Source organism: Burkholderia sp. BCC1996 (assembly GCF_905339955.1).
Taxonomy (GTDB): Bacteria; Pseudomonadota; Gammaproteobacteria; order Burkholderiales; family Burkholderiaceae; genus Burkholderia.
In genome coordinates, this window is record NZ_CAJPHM010000015.1 from 95,186 (window position 1) to 113,759 (window position 18,574).

An 18,574-nucleotide genomic window follows, 5' to 3' on the forward strand; every position below is an offset into this window, starting at 1 on the left:
AAAAAGCGGCCTTCGAGGCCGCTTTTTTTTATCGCGCGACTCGTGCAACTCGCGCAACTCGTGCGTCACGCATGAATCACATGCGCCGGAAACGCCGGCGCGGATGTCGCCGCGCCCTGTGCGAGCGGCGCGACCTGCTTGCGGCGTTCGCGCGTCGGCGCGACGCCGAACGCATCGCGATAGCTCTTGCTGAAGTGGCACGCCGACTGGAAGCCGCACGCCATCGTGATGTGCATGATCGACATGTCGGTCTGCAGCAGCAGCTCGCGTGCGCGGCGCAGCCGCAGCGTCAGGTAATAGTGCGTGGGCGTCATCCCGAGGTGTTCGCGGAACAGGCGCTGCAGCTGACGCTGCGACATGTTCGCGAGCCGCGCGAGCTCCTCGCGCGACAGCGGTTCCTCGATGTTGTTCTCCATCAGCGAAATCACTTCGAACAGCGACTTGTTCGCCGAGCCGAGCCGCGCGACGAGCGGCATCCGCTGTTGCGCGCTCGTGTCGCGCACGTGTTCGACGATGAACTGCTCGGCGATCTGCGTGACGCGCGGCGTGCCTATCCGTGCGGCGATCAGGTTCAGCATCATGTCGAGCGGCGCGACGCCGCCCGTGCACGTGATGCGATCGCGGTCGACCACGAACAGTTCCTTCAGGAAGCGCGTGTCCGGAAACTCTTCCTTCAGCGCCGACATGTTTTCCCAGTGGATCGCGCACGCGTAGCCCGCGAGCAGCCCCGACTTCGCGAGCGCATAGGTGCCCGTGCACAGGCTGCCGAGCGGAATGCCCGAACGCGCGAAGCGGCGCAGCGTCGACAGATGGGCGGGCGTGGTCGCGCGCTGCACGTCGACGCCGCCGCACACGAATACGATATCCGGCTGCCCGACGCACTCGGCCGGGCCCGTGTCGACCGTGAGGCCATTGCTCGCCGTGACCGGGCCGCCGTCCGGGCTGATGATCGACCAGCGGTAGAGCGGCTGGCCGCTCAGGTAGTTCGCCATCCGAAGCACCTCGATCGCATTGGTGAACGCGATCATCGTGAAGTTCGGTAAAGGCATGAACGCGAAGTGGGACAGCGACGCTGTGCGGTCGGGCGACATGGGGAGCGTTCCTTGAATCTCTAATAGCTTTTAGCCCGAGGCACGGATCGGGCTGCCGTATTGTGGGAGCGAGCGCAACAACCGTGCCATACGGCTAAACCCTAGCTCCATACGTTGTATGGGCGCGGGGCGGATGCTGCACTGCACCGTAAGCGGGCTGCGCTGCACCCGGGACGCACAGCACAGGCACCGGCGAAGTGCCTGTCCATCGGTGAATCGCGAATTCACTGCACACGCCGGCTTGCCTCGTCATCCCAAAAAGCACGACCGGTCACTTGTACAAAACGGACGCGCATGGCGGAAAAGGTAAAGAACGCGTCTAAATTCATCAATCCGTCGAAAATCCGAACGACAAGAATAGAGCCGTCGGCAGCCTTGCACTGGATGCGCTGGAAACCCAGGTATGGCGGGCCTCGAGCTTCGGTTTCACGCCCTTTATTCTTCGTCACGGACGCACTATGTCGAACACCCAGCCTTTCTTCTCGCAGCCCCTCGCCGAGCGCGACGCGCCGGTGCGCAGCGCCATCCTGAAGGAACTCGAGCGCCAGCAGTCGCAGGTCGAGCTGATCGCGTCGGAAAACATCGTGTCGCGCGCGGTGCTGGAGGCCCAGGGTTCGGTGCTGACCAACAAGTATGCGGAAGGCTATCCGGGCAAGCGGTACTACGGCGGCTGCGAGTTCGCGGACGAGGTGGAGGCGCTGGCGATCGAGCGCGTGAAGCAGATCTTCAACGCCGGCTATGCGAACGTGCAGCCGCACTCGGGCGCGCAGGCGAACGGTTCGGTGATGCTCGCGCTCGCGAAGCCGGGCGACACGGTGCTCGGCATGTCGCTGGACGCCGGCGGCCACCTGACGCACGGCGCGAAGCCGGCGCTGTCGGGCAAGTGGTTCAACGCCGTGCAGTACGGCGTGAACCGCGACACGATGCGGATCGACTACGACCAGGTCGAGGCACTCGCGCACGAGCACAAGCCGAGCCTGATCATCGCCGGCTTCTCGGCGTACCCGCGCGCGCTGGACTTCGCCCGCTTCCGTGCGATCGCCGACAGCGTCGGCGCGAAGCTGATGGTCGACATGGCGCACATCGCGGGCGTGATCGCCGCCGGCCGCCATGCGAATCCGGTCGAGCACGCGCACGTCGTCACGTCGACCACGCACAAGACGCTGCGCGGCCCGCGCGGCGGCTTCGTGCTGACCAACGACGAAGAGATCGCGAAGAAGATCAACTCGGCCGTGTTCCCCGGCCTGCAGGGCGGCCCGCTGATGCACGTGATCGCCGGCAAGGCCGTCGCGTTCGGCGAAGTGCTGCATGCGGACTTCAAGACCTACATCGACAACGTGCTCGCGAACGCGCAGGCCCTCGGCGAAGTGCTGAAGGCGGGCGGCGTCGACCTCGTCACCGGCGGCACCGACAACCACCTGCTGCTGGTCGACCTGCGCCCGAAGGGCCTGAAGGGCGCGCCGGTCGAGCAGGCGCTCGAACGCGCGGGCATCACCTGCAACAAGAACGGCATTCCGTTCGACACCGAGAAGCCGACCGTCACGTCGGGCATCCGCCTCGGCACGCCGGCCGGCACGACGCGCGGCTTCGGCGTCGCGGAGTTCCGCGAAGTCGGCCGGCTGATTCTCGAGGTGTTCGACGCGCTGCGCGCGAACCCGGAAGGCGACCACGCGACCGAACAGCGCGTGCGCCGCGAGATTTTCGCGCTTTGCGAGCGCTTCCCGATTTACTGATCGACGACCCCACATACAGCAGAGACTGGAGCGAGAGGCAGATATGAGCACGCTGCATCAGGACAGCATCATCATCGACGGACTGAACATCTCGAAGTTCGAGAAGCCGGTGTTCGAGGACATGCGCAAGGGCGGCATCACGGCCGCGAACTGCACGGTATCGGTGTGGGAGAACTTCACCAAGACCGTCGACAACATCGGCGTGATGAAGCAGAAGATCCGCGAGAACGGCGAACTGCTGACGCTGGTGCGCACGACCGACGACATCTTCCGCGCGAAGAAGGAAGGCAAGACGGGGATCATCCTCGGCTTCCAGAACGCGCACGCGTTCGAGGACAACCTCGGCTACATCGAGGCGTTCGCCGACATGGGCGTGCGCGTCGTGCAGCTCTGCTACAACACGCAGAACCTGGTCGGCACCGGCTGCTACGAGCGCGACGGCGGCCTGTCGGACTTCGGCCGCGAAGTGATCACCGAGATGAACCGCGTCGGCATCATGGTCGACCTGTCGCATGTGGGCGGCAACACGTCGTCGGAAGCGATCGCGTTCTCGAAGAAGCCGGTGTGCTACTCGCACTGCCTGCCGTCGGGCCTCAAGGAACATCCGCGCAACAAGAGCGACGCGCAGCTGAAGGAAATCGCCGACGCCGGCGGCTTCGTCGGCGTGACGATGTTCGCGCCGTTCCTGAAGCGCGGCATCGAGGCGAACATCGACGACTACATCGAGGCGATCGACTACGTCGTGAACCTGATCGGCGAAGACGCGGTCGGCATCGGCACGGACTTCACGCAGGATTTCGCGAAGGAATTCTTCGACATGCTGACGCATGACAAGGGCCGCTATCGCCAGCTGACGAACTTCGGCAAGGTGATCAACCCGGACGGCATCCGCACGATCGGCGAATTCCCGAACCTGACCGCGGCGATGGAACGCCACGGCTGGAAGGAGTCGCGCATCCGCAAGATCATGGGCGAGAACTGGGTGCGCGTGTTCAAGGACGTGTGGGGCGCGTAAGCGCCTGCCGAGCCGAACCGCCACCCGCGATTCAACACTAGAACAATCGGGACGTGCCGGCGCCTGTCGCGCGGGCACGCGGACGATGTCGTGCCTGCGCCTGAGCCGCGCGGCCAATTTTCCTCACGGAGTCACCACGATGCAACCGCAACTGCCGATCAACGTCGATCCCGATACCGGCGTCTGGACCACCGACGCGCTGCCGATGCTGTACGTGCCGCGCCACTTCTTCACGAACAACCACGTCGCCGTCGAGGAAGCGCTCGGCGTCGAGGCGTATGCCGAGATCCTCTACAAGGCCGGCTACAAGTCCGCGTACCACTGGTGCGACAAGGAAGCGAAGCTGCACGGCCTCACCGGCATGGCGGTGTTCGAGCACTACCTGAAGCGCCTGTCGCAACGCGGCTGGGGCCTGTTCTCGATCATCGAGGCCGATCCGGCCAGCGCACGCGCGAAGATCGAGCTGCGCCACTCGTCGTTCGTGCTCCAGCAGCCGGGCAAGGAAGGCAAGCTCTGCTACATGTTCGCGGGCTGGTTCGCCGGCGCGATGGACTGGGTCAACGACACGACGCCGGAAGGCAAGGGCGCGCCGCGCGCGCAGTCGAAAGAAGTGCAGTGTGCGGCCGAGCACCACGATCACTGCGTCTTCGAAGTGTCGCCGATCGCGCACTGACGCGCCGACCCACGACACAGCAACAAACAACACCCGCAACACGAGACATTCGAACGCCAGAGGTCGCCTGCGATGCGTTATCCCCACCTGTTCAAACCCATGCAGCTGAACCAGCTGACGCTGCGCAACCGGATCGTCAGCACCGCGCACGCGGAGGTGTATGCCGAGCCGGGCGGCCTGCCGGGCGACCGCTACATCCGCTACTACGAAGAGAAGGCGAAGGGTGGCGTCGGCCTCGCGATCTGCGGCGGCTCGAGCCCCGTGTCGATCGACAGCCCGCAGGGCTGGTGGAAGTCGGTGAACCTGTCGAACGACAAGATCATCGACCCGCTCACGCGTCTCGCCGACACGATGCACAAGCACGGCGCGAAGATCATGATCCAGGCGACGCACATGGGTCGCCGCTCGTCGTTCCACGGCGAGCACTGGCCGCACCTGATGTCGCCGTCGGGCGTGCGCGAGCCGGTGCACCGCGGTAACGCGAAGATCATCGAGATCGAGGAAATCCGCCGCATCATCGGCGACTTCGCGGCCGCCGCGAAGCGCGTGAAGGCAGCCGGCATGGACGGCATCGAAATCTCCGCCGCGCACCAGCACCTGATCGACCAGTTCTGGAGCAAGCGTTCGAACCACCGCACCGACGAATGGGGCGGCAGCCTCGAGAACCGTCTGCGCTTCGGCATCGAAGTGCTGACGGCCGTGCGTGAAGCGGTCGGCAAGGATTTCTGCGTCGGCCTGCGGATGTGCGGCGACGAATTCCACGAGGACGGTCTCGATCACGAAGCGCTGAAGGAAATCGCGCAGGCGATGTCGGAGACGGGCCTGATCGACTACCTGAGCGTGGTCGGCTCGGGCGGCGACACGCACAACACGATCGCGAACTGCATGCCGCCGATGGCGCTGCCGCCGGAGCCGTTCGTGCACCTCGCGGCCGGCATCAAGTCGGTGGTGAAGATTCCCGTGATGCACGCACAGAGCATCCGCGACGCGGGCCAGGCCGAGCGCCTGCTCGCGAACGGCATGATCGACCTGGTCGGCATGACGCGCGCGCAGATCGCCGATCCGCACATGGTGATCAAGATCCGCGACGGCCGCGAAGACGAAATCAAGCAGTGCGTCGGCGCGAACTACTGCATCGACCGCCAGTACAACGGCCTCGACGTGCTGTGCATCCAGAACGCCGCGACGTCGCGCGAAGCGACGATGCCGCACATCATCGAGAAGTCGCGCGGCCCGAAGCGCAAGGTGGTGGTGGTCGGCGCGGGCCCCGCGGGGCTCGAGGCCGCACGCGTCGCGAAGCTGCGCGGCCACGACGTCGTGCTGTTCGAGAAGAACGCCGAAGTCGGCGGCCAGGTGATGATCGCCGCGAAGGCGCCGCAGCGCGAACAGATGTCGGGGATCATCCGCTGGTTCGACATGGAAACCAAGCGTCTCGGCGTCGACCGGCGCCTCGGCGTCGCCGCCGACGAGAAGATGATCATGGCCGAGAAGCCGGACATCGTCGTGCTCGCGACCGGCGGTTCGAGCTTCACGTGGCAGGTGCCGGCGTGGGGCGTGGCCGAAGGTCTCGCGGTCAGCTCGTGGGACATCCTGACCGGCAAGGTCGAGCCGAAGCAGAACGTGCTGCTGTTCGACGGCGTGAGCACGCATGCGGGCGCCGGCGTGGCCGACTTCATGGCGAGCCGCGGCTCGAAGGTCGAGGTCGTGACGCCCGACGTGAAGGTGGCCGACGATTGCGGCGGCACGACGTTCCCGATCTTCTATCGCCGCCTGTACGCGCTCGGCGTGATCCCGACGCCGAACACGATGCTCGATCGCGTGTATGAGGAAGACGGCAAGATCATCGCCGTGCTGCGCAACGAATACACCGAGGAGCTGGAAGAGCGCGCGGTCGACCAGGTCGTGATCGAGAACGGTTCGTCGCCGAACGACGAGCTGTACTGGAAGCTCAAGCCGGAGTCGGTGAACCGCGGCCAGATCGATCCGCACACGCTGTTCGCGGCCGAGCCGCAGCCGTGCCTGTCGGAAGAACTGGGCAACGGCCGCTTCCTGCTGTTCCGTGTCGGCGACTGCATCTCGATGCACAACGTCCACGGTGCGATCTACGACTCGCTGCGCCTCGTCAAGGATTTCTAAAAAATGAATCCGGCTTTCCTCATTACCGCACTGCTGTGGCTGTCGGTGGCGGGGCTCGCGTTCGCGGTCGCGAAGCGCTCGTCCTACTGGCGTCTCGGGCGCGCGACGGCGCCCGGCTCGTTCGGCATCGCGAACCTGTTCACGATCCCGAAGCGCTACTTCGTCGACCTGCACCATGTGGTCGCCCGCGATCCGTACATCGCGAAGACCCACGTCGCGACCGCCGGCGGCGCGATCGCCGCGCTCGCGCTGGTGTTCGTCAACTACGGCCTCGCGATCTACTCGCCGTGGCTCGACAAGCTGATCTTCCTCGCGGCGCTCGCGATGCTCGTCGGCGTGGTGTTCGTCTGGCGCCGCCGCGCGGCGAAGGACGTGCCGGCGCGCCTGTCGCGCGGCCCGTGGAACGCGCTGCCCTGGCTGCTCGGCTCGTTCGCGCTCGGCCTCGTGCTGTTCATGGTCGTGCCGACCGGCGCGATGTCGGGTGCGTTCGCGGTGCTCTGCGCGCTGCTGATCGGCGCCGGCGCCTTCACGATGACCGTCGGCGCCGCGAAGGGCGGCCCGATGAAGCACGCGATCGCCGGCTTGCTGCACCTCGCGTTCCACCCGCGCCAGGAGCGTTTCGCGGCCACCCGTGAATCGTTCACGGGCAACGGCACGGCCACGCCGCCGACCGCGCTGAAGCTGCCGGACATCGAGCACGAGGAGTACGGCGTCGCGAAGCCGGTCGAATTCCGCTGGAACCAGCTGCTGAGCTTCGACGCGTGCGTGCAGTGCGGCAAGTGCGAAGCCGCGTGCCCCGCGTTCGCATCGGGCCAGCCGCTGAACCCGAAGAAACTGATCCAGGATCTCGTCGTCGGGATGGCGGGCGGCACCGATGCCGCGTACGCCGGCAGCCCGACGCCGGGCCTCGCGGTCGGCCAGCATCGCGGCGAGCCGAACGGCCCGATCGTGTCGGGCCTGATCGAGGAGCAGACGCTGTGGTCGTGCACCACCTGCCGCGCATGCGTGCAGGAGTGCCCGATGCTGATCGAGCACGTCGACGCGATCGTCGACATGCGCCGCAACCGCACGCTGGTGCACGGCACGGTGCCGGGCAAGGGCCAGGAAGTGCTCGCGAACCTGCGCGAGACCGGCACGATGGGCGGCTACGACACGGCTGCGCGCTACGACTGGTCGGTCGACCTGAACGCGCCGGTCGCGCAACCGGGCAAGCCGGTCGACGTGCTGCTCGTCGCGGGTGAAGGCGCGTTCGACATGCGTTACCAGCGCACGCTGCGCGCGTTCGTCAAGGTGCTGAACAAGGCGGGCGTCGACTACGCGGTACTCGGCGGGACCGAGACCGACACCGGCGACGTCGCACGCCGCCTCGGCGACGAAGCGACGTTCCAGCAGATGGCGAAGCGCCTGATCGGCACGCTCGGCTCGCTGTCGTACAAGCAGATCGTGACGGCCGACCCGCACGTGATGCACAGCCTGCGCAACGAATACCGCGCGCTCGGGCTGCGCGTGACGGTCAAGCATCACACGACCTACCTCGCGGAGCTGGCCGACAGCGGCAAGATCGCGCCGAAGGCGGTCGAGTCGCTGCGCGAGAAGCGCACCACGTATCACGACCCGTGCTACCTCGGCCGCTACAACGGCGAGACGGAATCGCCGCGCAAGCTGCTGAAGACGATCGGCATCCAGGTCGTCGAGATGGAGCGCAACGGCATGCGCGGCCGCTGCTGCGGCGGTGGCGGCGGTGCGCCGCTGACCGACATCCCGGGCAAGCAGCGTATTCCCGACATCCGCATCGCCGACGCGCGCGCCATCGGCGCGGACGTGGTCGCGGTCGGTTGCCCGAACTGCACGGCGATGCTCGAAGGCGTCGTGGGCCCGCGCCCCGACGTGCTCGACGTGGCCGAACTCGTTGCCGCCTCGCTGGAGTGAATCGATGAACACGATCAAACGAATCGATCCGCGCCGGCCGTTCATCATCACGGCCGCGGGCCTGAAGCGCATCACGCTCGGCGAGGAAGGCAGCGCCGACGCGAGCGCCGCGCAGTGGTCCGTGCACGGTCATGGCGCCGCGGCCGCGAAGCCGCGCCGCGCGGTGCAGGACCCGAAGCACGTGATGCTGGTGGTGGCGCACACCGAGCGCGGCGCGCTCGACGACCATACGCGGCAGGCGATCGCCGCTGCCGCGGTGCTCGCCGACGCGCAGACCGAAGTCGCGCTGCTGGCATTCGGCGAACTGAAGGATGACGCCGCCGAACTCGGCGTCGACAAGCTGATCGAGCTGGCCGACTTCGACCGTCGCGCCTTCGCGCCCGAAAGCGAATTGCAAGCCTTGCAGGCATGCGCCGCGGCGCTCGCGCCGAAGCACGTGTTCGTGCCCGATAACGCGACCGGCGACGGCGATCTCGGCCGGCGTTACGCGGCGGCGGCCGGCGCGAGCGTCGCGACCCACGTGGTCGAGATCGACGCGAAGCATGTCGGCGCGTATGCGCAGGCCGGCCGCGCGTTCGCGACGCGCGGGCTGCCCGACGTGATTCTGCTCGCGCAGAACGCGGTCGAGGCGAAACTGCCGTTCGTCGGCGCGGGCGAGCGCCTGGCCGCCGACTTCATCCGCCCGGCCGGCGACGCGGCGCAGCCGTACCGCGATCTCGGCCTCGAGGAAATCGACGCGGCGCAGGTCGCGCTGGAGGAAGCCGACTTCATCGTGTCGGCCGGCAACGGCGTGTCCGACATCGGCGCGTTCGAGCAACTGGCCGGCGCGTTCGGCGCGGCGATCGGCGCGAGCCGCGTCGCGGTCGACAACGGTCACTTCACGCGCGACAAGCAGGTGGGCGCGACCGGCAAGACGGTCGAGGCGAGCGTGTACATCGCGTTCGGCATCTCGGGCGCGGTTCAGCACTTGCAGGGGATCAAGGACTGCCGTCACGTGATCGCGGTGAACCTCGACGGCAGCGCGCCGATCGCGAAGCGCGCGAACCTGACGGTGGTGGGCGACGCGCAGGCGACGATCGCCGCGCTGATCGAACAGGTGCAGGCCGCGCGCGCGTCGCGCGGACAATCGCCGGCCGCGGTCGGCTCGCGTGAAACCGAAGGAGTCGCAGCATGAACGCCCCCCGCCAGTTGCAACGCATCGCGGTGCTCGTGTCCGTCGGCCGGCACCCCGTCAGCGGCACCGCGCGCTACAGCCGCAACGACGCGGCCGCGCTCGAGGTCGGCCGCCAGCTCGCGGAGCGGCATCGCGCGCAGCTCGACGTGATCCATGCGGGCGATCCCGCGAATGAAGCGCTTGCTGAATACCTCGCGCTCGGCGCGCGGCAGGTCGAGGTGCTGGCCTGCCACGACGGCGACGACGCCGCGCATGCGCTTGCCGCGCGCGTCGAAGGCTACGACCTCGTGCTGACCGGCACGCGCGCCGAGGGCGCGTACGACACCGGGATGCTGCCGTATCGCGTCGCCGCGGCGCTCGCCTATCCGCTCGTCGGCTCGGCCGTCGACGTGACGGTCGACGGCGGACGCGCGGCGGTCCGGCAATTCTTGCCGAAAGGGCTGCGGCGGCGCGTCGACGCGGCGCTGCCGGCCGTCGTCGCGGTCCATCCGCTCGCCAACGTGGCGCCGCGCTACGCGTATGCGCGGCTGCGCGCCGGCGCGATCCGCCCGGCACTCACGTCGACCGGCGCGGACGCCGATGCGGCGGCCTGGAAGGTCGGCCCGATCGAGCGTAAACCCGTAAAGCTGGTCGCCGCCGAGAAGCGCTCGGGGCATGCCCGGATGCTGTCCGCGACCACGACCGAAAGCCGCGGCGGCAACGTCGTAAATGAAGGGAGTTCAGTCGAAAAAGCACAAGTGATCCTCGCGTATTTGCGCGAGCATCAGCTCATCGACTACTGATTTTGATGCCTGTCGGCAACCACACTGGGACGCAAGGAATCCGGAGCAAACGATGAAAGTATCGGCAGACATTCGTGCACTGATCGAGCGACGCAAGGAAGGTTACAGCCTCGAGGCGCCGTTCTACACGAGCGAGGACATCTTCGCCCTCGACATGGAGGCGATTTTCCGCCAGCACTGGATCCAGGTCGCGGTCGAACCGGACATTCCCGAGCCGGGCGACTACGTGACCGTGGAACTGGGCAGCGACTCGATCCTGATCGTGCGCGACGACGACATGGAAATCCGCGCGTTCCACAACGTGTGCCGCCACCGCGGCGCGCGCCTGTGCAACGAGGATAAGGGCTCGGTCGGCAACATCGTGTGCCCGTACCACAGCTGGACCTACAACCTGACCGGCCAGCTGATGTTCGCCGAGCACATGGGCGAGAAGTTCGACCGCTGCAAGCACAGCCTGAAGTCGGTGCACGTGCAGAACCTCGCCGGCCTGATCTTCATCTGCCTCGCCGAGGAGCCGCCGGTCGATTTCGCGCAGCTGCGCGCCCAGATGGAGCCGTATCTGCAGCCGCACGATCTGCCGAACACGAAGATCGCCGCGCAGATCGACATCATCGAGGAAGGCAACTGGAAGCTCACGATGGAGAACAACCGCGAGTGCTATCACTGCGTCGCGAACCATCCCGAGCTGACGATCTCGCTGTACGAATACGGCTTCGGCTACCAGCGCTCCGACGCGAACGCCGAAGGCATGGACGCGTTCGCTGAAACCTGCGTGCGCCGCGGCAAGGAGTGGGCCGAGATGGGCCTGCCGTCCGCCGAAATCGAAAAGCTGCTCGACGTGACGGGCTTCCGCACGCAGCGCCTGCCGCTCGACCGCCACGGCGAATCGCAGACGCTCGACGCGAAGGTCGCATCGAAGAAGCTGCTCGGCCAGTTCGACCAGGCCGACCTCGGCGGCCTGTCGTTCTGGACGCAGCCGAACTCGTGGCATCACTTCATGAGCGATCACATCGTGACGTTCTCGGTGATTCCGCTGTCGGCCGGCAAGACGCTCGTGCGCACCAAGTGGCTCGTCCACAAGGATGCGAAGGAAGGCATCGACTACGACGTGAAGAACCTGACGGCCGTGTGGAACGCGACCAACGACCAGGATCGCGCGCTCGTCGAATTCTCGCAGCGCGGCGCGACCAGCAGCGCATACGAGCCGGGCCCGTATTCGCCGTACACGGAAGGTCTCGTCGAAAAATTCTCGGCCTGGTACATCGGCCGGCTCGCCGAAAAAATCGGCGCGTAGTACAGCAGACAGCAAGTGGAGCTACACATGATGCGAGATTCGGCCAATTTCGAGCCGGTGGACAGCCGGGTGACGCACCCGGCGTTCTGGAGCGCGCTGCCCGAGCGCTGGACGAGCGACGTCGAGGAAACGCTGGTGTGCTGCCACGTGCGTCAGGAAACCCACGACGTGAAGAGTTTCTTCTTCCGTTCGCCGCAAGGCCGTGCGTTTTCCTTCGAGCCGGGGCAGTTCATCACGCTCGAACTCGACATCGACGGCGAGACGATCAACCGGTGCTACACGATCTCGTCGTCGCCCGCGCGGCCGCACACGATCTCGATCACGGTGAAGCGCGTGCCGGGCGGCAAGGTGTCGAACTGGCTGCACGACAACCTGCAGCCGGGCGCGTCGGTTCGCGTTCTCGGCCCGGCCGGCGAATTCACGTGCGCGCGGCATCCGGCGCGCAAGTACCTGTTCCTGTCGGCCGGTTCGGGCGTCACGCCGCTGATGTCGATGAGCCGCGCGCATCATGATCTCGCCGAGGATCGCGACATCCTGTTCGTGCACAGCGCGCGCACGCCGGACGACATCATCTTCGCGCGCGAGCTCGACCTGATCGCGTCGAACCATACGAACTTCCGTACGTCGTTCGTCGTCGAGCGCGTCGGTGCACGCACCAACTGGCCGGGCGTCACGGGCTTCCTGACGCTGCCGCTGCTCAAGCTGATCGCACCGGACTTCATGGAGCGCGAGATCTTCACGTGCGGCCCCGCGCCGTACATGAAGGCCGTGCGCGACCTGCTCGACGAAGCCGGCTTCGACCGCAAGCAGTATCACGAGGAAAGCTTCTCGTTCGAGACGCTCGCGCAGACCGCGAGCGACGACGTGATCGCCGAACTCGCGCCGGCGGCCAACGACGGCGACGTCGCGACGAAGCAGTACACGGTCAGCTTCGCGAAGAGCAATCGCGAGATTTCGTGCGGCTCGGAGCAGCACGTGCTCGATGCGGCGCGCCAGTCCGGCGTGCGGCTGCCGGCGTCGTGCACGCAGGGCATGTGCGGCACCTGCAAGGTGAAGCTCGTGTCGGGGCAGGTCGAGATGAAGCACAACGGCGGCATCCGCCAGCGCGAGATCGATCAGGGGATGGTGCTGCTGTGCTGCAGCAAGCCGCTGTCGGATCTCGTGATCGACAAGTAGTCGTATCGAGCCATCGCCGGTCCGGGCGCGTCGCGTCGCGTTGCGTCGCCTCCGGACAAGCATCCGTCGGAAAACAACGATACCGCGGATTTGTGGTTGAAGAACCTAGAGAGACAACGCGCACGGTGCGCATTTCAAGGAGATCGACCATGAAGTTGTTCGGAAAACTGCTGTGGACCGGCGCACTGTCGGCGATGGTGGCATTGAGCGCGTCGGCGCTCGCGGATACGAAGCCCACGCTGAAGATCGGTTACGTCGAAGGCTGGGACGACAGTGTGGCGACGTCGAACGTCGCGGCACGCGTGATCGAGAAGAAGCTCGGTTACCAGGTCCAGCTCGTGCCGGTGGCTGCCGGGATCATGTGGCAGGGCGTGGCGCGCGGCGACCTCGACGCGACGCTGTCCGCATGGCTGCCCGTCACGCACGGCTCCTACTGGGGCGAATACAAGTCGAAGGTCGTCGATCTCGGTGCGAACTTTCCTGACGCCAAGATCGGCCTGATCGTCCCCGACTACGTGAAGGCGAAGAGCATCGAAGATCTGAATGCCGAGAAAAGCAGCTTCGGCGGCCGGATCGTCGGCATCGATGCGGGTGCGGGCGTGATGCGCAAGACCGACGAAGCGATCAAGAGCTACGGCCTCAGCTACACGCTGATGCCGAGTTCGGGCAGCGCGATGACGGCCGAGCTGTCGCGCTCCGTCGGCGCGAACAAGCCGGTGATCGTGACCGGCTGGGCGCCGCACTGGATGTTCGCGAAGTGGAAGCTGCGCTTCCTCGAGGATCCGAAGAAGGTGTTCGGCGGCGCGGAGCACGTCGACAGCGTCGCGAACCCGCAGCTCGAAACGAAGGCCAAGCCGGTCGTCGCGTTCCTGAAGAAGTTCCAGTGGAAGCCGGGCGAGATCGACAGCGTGATGCTCGCGATCCAGAACGGTTCGAAGCCGGAAGCGGCCGCCGATGCATGGATTGCCGCGCATGCTGACCGCGTGAATTCGTGGACTGAAGGCGCGCAGTAAGCCGCGGCGATTCGTCGCGCGAATCATCATAAATAAATACGCCGGGAATGGCATGCAGGAATCCGAAACAATCGTGAATTCATGCGGCCATATCCCGGCTTTCTTTTACTGATTCTGCAAAAAAGCGCGTAAGTTGTTACACTACGGCCCTTGTGCGGAGTCATCACAGGAGGAATTGGATGAGTCAGGCAGGACTGCGTGCTAATCGCACCAGTGACGTTGAGGCAACCATCTCACATGATTCGACGGGCCACACGCTGCATCGTGGCCTGACTTGGAAAGACGCATTCTGGGTGACGAGCGGTGTGCCGGCAGGCGTGCTGTTCACGATCGGCGGCGTATGCGCGACGATCGGCCAGCCCGCGTGGGCGATCTGGATCGCCGCGATCACGATGGGGCTGATTCAAAGCGCGACTTATGCGGAAATATCGGGACTATTTCCCCATAAATCGGGCGGCGCGTCGGTATACGGCGCGATCGGCTGGGTCCGTTACAGCAAGCTGATTGCCCCGGTTTCCGTGTGGTGCAACTGGCTCGCGTGGTCGCCGATGCTCGCGCTCGGCTGCGGCCTCGCGGCGAGCTATGCGCTCACGAGTCTCTTTCCCGCCGACGCGGCGGTGCTGCACTGGCAGTTCAAGGTTGCGGATCTCGGGTTCATCAAGTCCGGTCTTTCACTGCGGATCAACGCGACGTTCATCATCGCGACGATTCTGCTTCTCATCACGTTCAAGCTTCAGCACAGCGGTGCGTCGAAAGCCGCGCGTACGCAGCGCATTCTCGGCATTGCGTCGCTCACGCCGCTGCTGATCGTCGGCATCGTGCCGTTCGTCACCGGCGACGTGCCGATGTCGAACCTGCTTCCGCTGCTGCCGCTCGGTCATGACGCTCAAGGCAACCTCACGACCGCGACCTTCGGTTCGTGGAACGGGCAGGGCGTGACGATGGCGCTCGGCGCGATGTTCATGGCCGGCTGGGCGTCGTACGGCTTCGAAACGGCGGTCTGCTACACGCGCGAATTCCGCGATCCGCGTCGCGACACCGCGAAGGCGATCTTCTGGTCGGGCGCGCTGTGCCTCGTCGTGATGACGCTCGTGCCGATGGCGTTCCAGGGCGCGCTCGGCACGCAGGCGATGCTCGACCCGGCGATCGGCGACGGCACCGGCGTCGCGGCCGCGATGGCGAAGATCGTCGGTGGCGGTGCATGGGTCGCGAACGCGGTCGTCGTGATGCTGATGCTGTCGATCCTGCTGATCGTGATGACGTCGATGATGGGCTCGTCGCGCACGCTGTACCAGGCATCGGTCGACGGCTGGCTGCCGAAGTACCTGTCGCACGTGAACGAGCACGGCTCGCCCACGCGCGCGATGTGGACCGATCTCGGCTTCAACCTCGTGTTGCTGATGATGTCGGACTACATGACGGTGCTGGCGATCTCGAACGTCTGCTACATGCTGTTCGTATTCCTGAATCTCCAGTCGGGCTGGATCCACCGAATGGACCGCGGCAACTGGGATCGGCCGTTCCGCTGCCCGACCTGGCTGCTCGTCGCCGGCTCGGTCTGCGGCTACGCGAACCTCGTCTATGTCGGCGCGGGCGCGAACCTGCAGGGCGAAGGCACGCTGCGCAACGGTCTGATCGCGATGCTGCTGATCGTGCCGGTGTTTCTCTATCGTCACTACTGGCAGGATCGCGGCCGTTTCCCCGCGCAGATGCAGCGCGACATGGAACTCGAAGTGCCGAAGCGCGCGATGTGGCTGAATCTGATGCCGTATGCGGCGCTGGTCGGTGCTGCGCTGACGATCTGGCTGTCGTACTACTTCGCGTGGGTCAAGTAAGCATCTGAACGCGGCACGCGCGTCGCGCGGCGAACCCGGACACCGCACCCGGGGCCGTTGCGCGACGCGTCGAACGCAACGCGATAAAAAACCCGACCGGCAGGTGCTGCCGGTCGGGTTTTTTGTTGGCTGTGCGCCGAACGGATGCGCTTACGGAAACACCACCGTCCGGTCGCCGTTCAGAAACACGCGCCGCTCGATGAACGCCTTCACCGCGCGCGCGAGCGTGATGCACTCGACGTCGCGGCCCACCGCGAGCAATTGCTCGGGACGCAGCGCATGATCGACGCGTTCGACGACCTGCTCGATGATCGGGCCTTCGTCGAGATCGTCGGTCACGAAATGCGCGGTCGCGCCGATCAGCTTCACGCCGCGCGCATGCGCCTGGTGATACGGCTTCGCGCCCTTGAAGCCGGGCAGGAACGAGTGATGGATGTTGATCGCGCGGTTCGCGAGCTTCGCGCTGGTTTCCTGCGACAGCACCTGCATGTAGCGCGCGAGGATCACGAGTTCTGCGCCGCTCGACTCGAAGAAGTCGAGCCACTGCGCTTCCTGCTGCGCCTTGGTGTCGGCCGTGATCGGGAAGTGGCGGAACGGCAGCCCGTGCTGCGTGGCGAGCGGTTCGAAGTCCGGATGGTTCGACACGATGCCGACGATGTCCATCTTCAGTTCGCCCATCCGCCAGCGGAACAACAGGTCCGCGAGGCAGTGCTCGAGTTTCGACACCATGATCAGCACCTTCGGGCGCGCGTTCACGTCGTGGATCGCCCATTGCGTGTCGCCGTCACCGCCGCCGCCGAGCGCGGTCGCGATCGGACCGAACTCCTGGCGCAGCGCGTCGATCTGCAGCGTCTCATCCGTCGGATGAAACACGCAGCGCACGAAGAAATGGTTGCTGAGATCATCGTCGAACACGTTCAGCGCATCGACGTAGCAGCGATGGCGCTCGAGAAAGCCGACGACGGCGGCGACCTGGCCGGCCGCGCTCGGGCACGACAGCGTCAGGACGAATTGATCGGGGCGTGAGTCGGCGGTCATGAGATTCCTCGGATGTCAGGGAACGCAACGCGCGCGCGGCGGCGCGACAGGGCGCCACGCTACGCGGGTAGCGGGAGGCTCAAGTAAATCAGGACGATTCGGGCGCGGATAGAACCAACCCGCCGTGTGGCTGGTATCGGCGCGCCAGCGCGGCGGGGCGGTGGCGAGGTTTGAGGCGGGGGTTTTGGGGACGCTGGGCGGGGTGTCGGGCGGGGCGGGCGCGGCTGGTCCAGCGAGCGTCAGGCGGTGCAGCCGTAGCCGGTCCAGCGAGCGTCAGGCGGTGCAGCCGTAGCCGGTCCAGCGAGCGTCAGGCGGTGCAGCCGTAGCCGGTCCAGCGAGCGTCAGGCGGTGCAGCCGCAGCCGGTCCGGCGAGCGTCAGGCGGCGCAGTCGTAGCGGCTCCAGCGGGTGTCAGGCGGTGCAGGCATAGCCGCTCCATCGGACGTCAGGTGGGGCAGGCGCAGCCAGTCCAGCGCGCGTCAGATGGGACAGCCGCAGCCGCTCCAGCAAGCGTCAGGCAGCGCTCCGCCGGCCAGCCGCCCGCTCAAGCCGGCGCGCACGCATCCAGCCGCCCGCTCAAGCCGGCGCGCACGCATCCAGCAGCCAGCGCCGGAACACATGTGTCGCGTCCGGCTCGGGCCGCTGCGGCGGCCGCACGAGGAAGTAGCCGCGCGACGTGACGACGGGTGCGTCGACGAGCTTCACGAGCTGCCCGGACGCGACGAGCTCGTCGACGAGCGGCGACCAGCCGAGCGCGACGCCGTCGCCGAGCAGCGCCGCGTGGATCACCAGTGCATAGCTGTTGAAGGTCACGCCGCGCGCGGCGGCCGGCGCGTCGAGGCCGTGCGCGTCGAACCAGCCGGCCCACGACAGCCAGCGTTCGGGGCGCGTCGCCTGCACGTGCAGCAGCGGCAGCGCCTGCAGGTGCTCGGGCCGCGCGACGTGCGCGTGCGCGGCGCGAAATGCCGGCGAGCAGACGGGCGTGACCGATTCGGGAAAGAGCCGCGCGGCCGTGCACGACGGCCAGTGGCCGTCGCCGAACAGAACCGCGATGTCGGCGTGGTCGCGCTGCGCGTCGTAATCCTGCGAGGTGACGACCCGCACGTCGACGTCCGGCATCACACGCTTCAGGCCGGAGAGGCGCGGCATCAGCCAGTAGGTCGCGAAACCGAAATCCGTGACGATCGTGAGCGCGCCGTGCTCGCGGCGCGCGCGCAGCGTCGCGGTGGCGCCGCGCAGCGTGTCGAGGCTCAGCCGCACGGCTTCGTACAGGCACTGGCCGTCGCTCGTCAGCGTGACGCCGCGCGGGCTGCGCTCGAACAGCGGCACGCCGAGTTCCGCTTCGAGCTGGAACACCTGCTGGCTCACGGCCGGTTGCGTCGAGCCGAGCTCGCGCGCGGCGGCCGTGAAGCTCTGGAGACGGGCGGCCGATTCGAACGCGCGCAGCGCCTGCATCGACGGTAACGGTTCGGATTTCGACATAAGTCTCTCTAATGGCCTCATAAGGGCCGGACGCCTTCCCGCGCGAATTCGGGCGGGGGATAGTGCTTCGGACGGCACGGCGCCGCGCCAAGCCTTCCGCGATTCTAGCCAGTCACGACCGGTGCGCGCGGCACTTTCTTCAGGCTGCGTCCGTCATGCCGGCCGTGTCGCCGCCCGAGCGTCGCGCCGCTCCATTCGAACACCG

Annotated in this window: 15 protein-coding genes; 11 read left to right on the top strand and 4 right to left on the bottom strand. The window is 66.5% G+C overall.

What is annotated here, in order from left to right:
* Positions 1-65 precede the first annotated feature (65 nt).
* Both U4Z64_RS22145 and U4Z64_RS22150 read right to left on the bottom strand, forming a co-directional pair.
* Positions 66-1,091, bottom strand: coding sequence for a GlxA family transcriptional regulator (locus tag U4Z64_RS22145; RefSeq protein WP_124521481.1), 1,026 nt, complete (start codon positions 1,089-1,091; stop codon positions 66-68).
* 224 nt (positions 1,092-1,315) lie between these two features.
* Complete coding sequence (locus U4Z64_RS22150; protein ID WP_321802250.1) at positions 1,316-1,540, bottom strand: hypothetical protein; 225 nt, start codon at positions 1,538-1,540, stop codon at positions 1,316-1,318.
* Positions 1,541-1,549: 9 nt separating this feature from the next.
* On the opposite strand from U4Z64_RS22150, the gene U4Z64_RS22155 reads away from it, so the two are divergent.
* From U4Z64_RS22155 to U4Z64_RS22205, 11 genes are all read left to right on the top strand, one after another.
* Positions 1,550-2,824 (top strand): serine hydroxymethyltransferase, encoded by a 1,275-nt coding sequence (locus U4Z64_RS22155; protein ID WP_044844363.1) that lies wholly within the window; start codon positions 1,550-1,552, stop codon positions 2,822-2,824.
* Positions 2,825-2,867: 43 nt separating this feature from the next.
* Positions 2,868-3,839 carry a dipeptidase gene (locus U4Z64_RS22160; protein WP_044844362.1) on the top strand — a complete coding sequence of 324 codons (972 nt, stop codon included), beginning with the start codon at positions 2,868-2,870 and terminating at the stop codon, positions 3,837-3,839.
* Positions 3,840-3,978: 139 nt separating this feature from the next.
* Complete coding sequence (locus tag U4Z64_RS22165) at positions 3,979-4,512, top strand: DUF5943 domain-containing protein (RefSeq protein WP_006488993.1); 534 nt, start codon at positions 3,979-3,981, stop codon at positions 4,510-4,512.
* A gap of 72 nt (positions 4,513-4,584) precedes the next feature.
* Positions 4,585-6,648: an NADH:flavin oxidoreductase gene (locus U4Z64_RS22170; protein WP_044844361.1), complete on the top strand. Its 2,064-nt coding sequence runs from the start codon at positions 4,585-4,587 to the stop codon at positions 6,646-6,648.
* 3 nt (positions 6,649-6,651) lie between these two features.
* Positions 6,652-8,577 (top strand): (Fe-S)-binding protein, encoded by a 1,926-nt coding sequence (locus U4Z64_RS22175; RefSeq protein WP_321821091.1) that lies wholly within the window; start codon positions 6,652-6,654, stop codon positions 8,575-8,577.
* Positions 8,578-8,581: 4 nt separating this feature from the next.
* Positions 8,582-9,751, top strand: coding sequence for an electron transfer flavoprotein subunit alpha/FixB family protein (locus tag U4Z64_RS22180; RefSeq protein ID WP_321821092.1), 1,170 nt, complete (start codon positions 8,582-8,584; stop codon positions 9,749-9,751).
* Positions 9,748-10,533 (top strand): electron transfer flavoprotein subunit beta/FixA family protein, encoded by a 786-nt coding sequence (locus tag U4Z64_RS22185; RefSeq protein WP_321821093.1) that lies wholly within the window; start codon positions 9,748-9,750, stop codon positions 10,531-10,533. The genes U4Z64_RS22180 and U4Z64_RS22185 overlap by 4 nt, the downstream gene beginning before the upstream one ends.
* A 52-nt stretch (positions 10,534-10,585) precedes the next feature.
* Entirely contained in the window at positions 10,586-11,827 is a 1,242-nt protein-coding gene (locus tag U4Z64_RS22190) for an aromatic ring-hydroxylating dioxygenase subunit alpha (protein WP_321821094.1), read from the top strand.
* Positions 11,828-11,854: 27 nt separating this feature from the next.
* Positions 11,855-13,003 (top strand): hybrid-cluster NAD(P)-dependent oxidoreductase, encoded by a 1,149-nt coding sequence (locus U4Z64_RS22195; RefSeq protein WP_321802251.1) that lies wholly within the window; start codon positions 11,855-11,857, stop codon positions 13,001-13,003.
* A 149-nt stretch (positions 13,004-13,152) separates the two neighbouring features.
* Positions 13,153-14,016, top strand: a complete 864-nt coding sequence (locus U4Z64_RS22200; RefSeq protein WP_044844355.1) for a glycine betaine ABC transporter substrate-binding protein — start codon at positions 13,153-13,155, stop codon at positions 14,014-14,016.
* A gap of 179 nt (positions 14,017-14,195) precedes the next feature.
* Positions 14,196-15,851, top strand: coding sequence for an APC family permease (locus U4Z64_RS22205; RefSeq protein WP_044844354.1), 1,656 nt, complete (start codon positions 14,196-14,198; stop codon positions 15,849-15,851).
* Positions 15,852-16,001: 150 nt separating this feature from the next.
* Here U4Z64_RS22205 and purU read toward each other — a convergent pair whose 3' ends face one another.
* Both purU and U4Z64_RS22215 read right to left on the bottom strand, forming a co-directional pair.
* Complete coding sequence (gene purU / locus U4Z64_RS22210; protein WP_124485154.1) at positions 16,002-16,889, bottom strand: formyltetrahydrofolate deformylase; 888 nt, start codon at positions 16,887-16,889, stop codon at positions 16,002-16,004.
* 574 nt (positions 16,890-17,463) lie between these two features.
* Complete coding sequence (locus tag U4Z64_RS22215) at positions 17,464-18,390, bottom strand: choline sulfate utilization transcriptional regulator (RefSeq protein ID WP_082088476.1); 927 nt, start codon at positions 18,388-18,390, stop codon at positions 17,464-17,466.
* Positions 18,391-18,574: the final 184 nt, after the last annotated feature.

Excerpts from the sequence above, each read along its gene's own strand:
- U4Z64_RS22145 (WP_124521481.1), bottom strand. The coding sequence starts at position 1,091 with ATGTCGCCCGACCGCACAGCGTCGCTGTCCCACTTCGCGTTCATGCCT.
- U4Z64_RS22155 (WP_044844363.1), top strand. The coding sequence starts at position 1,550 with ATGTCGAACACCCAGCCTTTCTTCTCGCAGCCCCTCGCCGAGCGCGAC.
- U4Z64_RS22160 (WP_044844362.1), top strand. The coding sequence starts at position 2,868 with ATGAGCACGCTGCATCAGGACAGCATCATCATCGACGGACTGAACATC.
- U4Z64_RS22165 (WP_006488993.1), top strand. The coding sequence starts at position 3,979 with ATGCAACCGCAACTGCCGATCAACGTCGATCCCGATACCGGCGTCTGG.
- U4Z64_RS22170 (WP_044844361.1), top strand. The coding sequence starts at position 4,585 with ATGCGTTATCCCCACCTGTTCAAACCCATGCAGCTGAACCAGCTGACG.
- U4Z64_RS22175 (WP_321821091.1), top strand. The coding sequence starts at position 6,652 with ATGAATCCGGCTTTCCTCATTACCGCACTGCTGTGGCTGTCGGTGGCG.
- U4Z64_RS22180 (WP_321821092.1), top strand. The coding sequence starts at position 8,582 with ATGAACACGATCAAACGAATCGATCCGCGCCGGCCGTTCATCATCACG.
- U4Z64_RS22185 (WP_321821093.1), top strand. The coding sequence starts at position 9,748 with ATGAACGCCCCCCGCCAGTTGCAACGCATCGCGGTGCTCGTGTCCGTC.
- U4Z64_RS22190 (WP_321821094.1), top strand. The coding sequence starts at position 10,586 with ATGAAAGTATCGGCAGACATTCGTGCACTGATCGAGCGACGCAAGGAA.
- U4Z64_RS22195 (WP_321802251.1), top strand. The coding sequence starts at position 11,855 with ATGATGCGAGATTCGGCCAATTTCGAGCCGGTGGACAGCCGGGTGACG.
- U4Z64_RS22200 (WP_044844355.1), top strand. The coding sequence starts at position 13,153 with ATGAAGTTGTTCGGAAAACTGCTGTGGACCGGCGCACTGTCGGCGATG.
- U4Z64_RS22205 (WP_044844354.1), top strand. The coding sequence starts at position 14,196 with ATGAGTCAGGCAGGACTGCGTGCTAATCGCACCAGTGACGTTGAGGCA.
- purU (WP_124485154.1), bottom strand. The coding sequence starts at position 16,889 with ATGACCGCCGACTCACGCCCCGATCAATTCGTCCTGACGCTGTCGTGC.
- U4Z64_RS22215 (WP_082088476.1), bottom strand. The coding sequence starts at position 18,390 with ATGAGGCCATTAGAGAGACTTATGTCGAAATCCGAACCGTTACCGTCG.